The organism is Rhodococcus yananensis (genome assembly GCF_020515525.1).
Classification (GTDB): Bacteria; Actinomycetota; Actinomycetes; order Mycobacteriales; family Mycobacteriaceae; genus Rhodococcus; species Rhodococcus yananensis.
In genome coordinates this window covers 1-1,326 of the sequence record NZ_JAIYEP010000160.1, presented here as the reverse complement: position 1 = coordinate 1,326, position 1,326 = coordinate 1, and the positions used below count along the sequence as shown (strand labels likewise).

Sequence of the window (1,326 nt, the reverse complement as noted above, 5' to 3'; positions counted from 1 at the left end):
CCTGGGAACCGCACAGCTTCTGTAACTGTTCGATCTCGGACGGCCAGAACAGGCCGCGGCGGGTGTGTGATGTGTCGATGGTCTGCGAGAACGGGCCGACGGTTTCGGACACGATGGCACCGTTGCCGGCGTCGTTCCACCTCAGGATCGCGGCGCGCAGTACCGCTTTGGCTGCGGCCGGGTTGGTGAAGGTGTCTTCGAGGATGCAGGGCGCGACCGTGCCCGCGAGTGCGAGCGCGTCGTCGATCATTGCCTGTGCTTTCGCCGGGTCGATGCCTGGCGAGAACGGGGTCAGATCAGCGGGTGTGATCGTCACTGCGGGCATGGTCGTGCCCCTCTCTTACGCGGCGGGGTCGGTGACGGTGAACTTGCCGATGCGATCGGGGTGCACGACGTTGGCACCGAACCGGAAGGTGCAGCGCACGCCGATGCTGTCGCTGTCGAAGTACACCTGATCGGACACGGCGAGCTGCACGTCACCGACAGCGGAGACCACAGCAGTGTTGTCGATGACGAGTCCGCTTCCGGTGGTCAGTGCCGATGTGACGATGACGGGCAGGTCCAGCAGGGACTTGGTGGCGTCGGTGGTGCCGGCCCCGAGCAGGGACTGTGCGGATCCGGTCGCGGTCTTGAACTTGCGCAGCGACGCCCACGCGTCGGGGGCGAGCAGGATGTGCGACGGGGTCGCGCCGTTGCCTTCGAGTGTGGCGATCAGGTCGACGAGTTCGTCGAGGTCTGCGGCGACTGCACCACCGGATTCGATGCCGGTGACGTTGACGAGACCAGCGGGCGGGGTGACGGCGGGACTGACGGGTGCGGCTTGCGCGAGGTAGGCCTCGTTGGCTTTCTTGGTGACGGCCCGGCGAACGGACTGCGCGAGCATTTCGGCGGTGCGGTCCTGCCCGTACTGCTCCCGGGACAGGCGCACGAGCTGGGCGACCTTGCCGGTGTGCACGAGTACCTCGGACAGTGCCGGGTTCGCTTCGGAGATGACGGCGGCTTCCGCGACGAACGTGGCGGCGGCGTCGTCGACGTACGCGACTCGCACGGCGGGTTCGTCGCCTTCGATGCGGCCGGTCACGGTCGATGTGCTGAGGATGAGTGCGTCGGGGATGGCATCGGCCGGTGCGAACGCGGTGACGTCCGGGCTCCAGGCCTTCGCGGAATCGACGGTGGTTTCGGTAGCCATGATTGGCCTTTCGGTACGGGGCAGCACAACGGCCGCCGGCGAATGTTGATTTCGCTCCGGCGGCCGCTGGCCGTTCCGCGAGGGCCTCCCTGAGGCAACGTGACCGTAGGTCGGGAATCCCGGCCCGGATCCTGCGA

2 protein-coding genes are annotated in these 1,326 nt (G+C 67.3%); both read right to left on the bottom strand.

The window, feature by feature from the left end; all coding sequences use genetic code 11:
• On the bottom strand, positions 1-325 hold a 325-nt coding region (locus LDQ05_RS19555; RefSeq protein WP_226438611.1), incomplete at its 3' end, for a hypothetical protein.
• Between the two features lie 15 nt (positions 326-340).
• Positions 341-1,189 carry a phage major capsid protein gene (locus LDQ05_RS19550; RefSeq protein ID WP_226438610.1) on the bottom strand — a complete coding sequence of 283 codons (849 nt, stop codon included), beginning with the start codon at positions 1,187-1,189 and terminating at the stop codon, positions 341-343.
• Between the last annotated feature and the right edge of the window lie 137 nt (positions 1,190-1,326).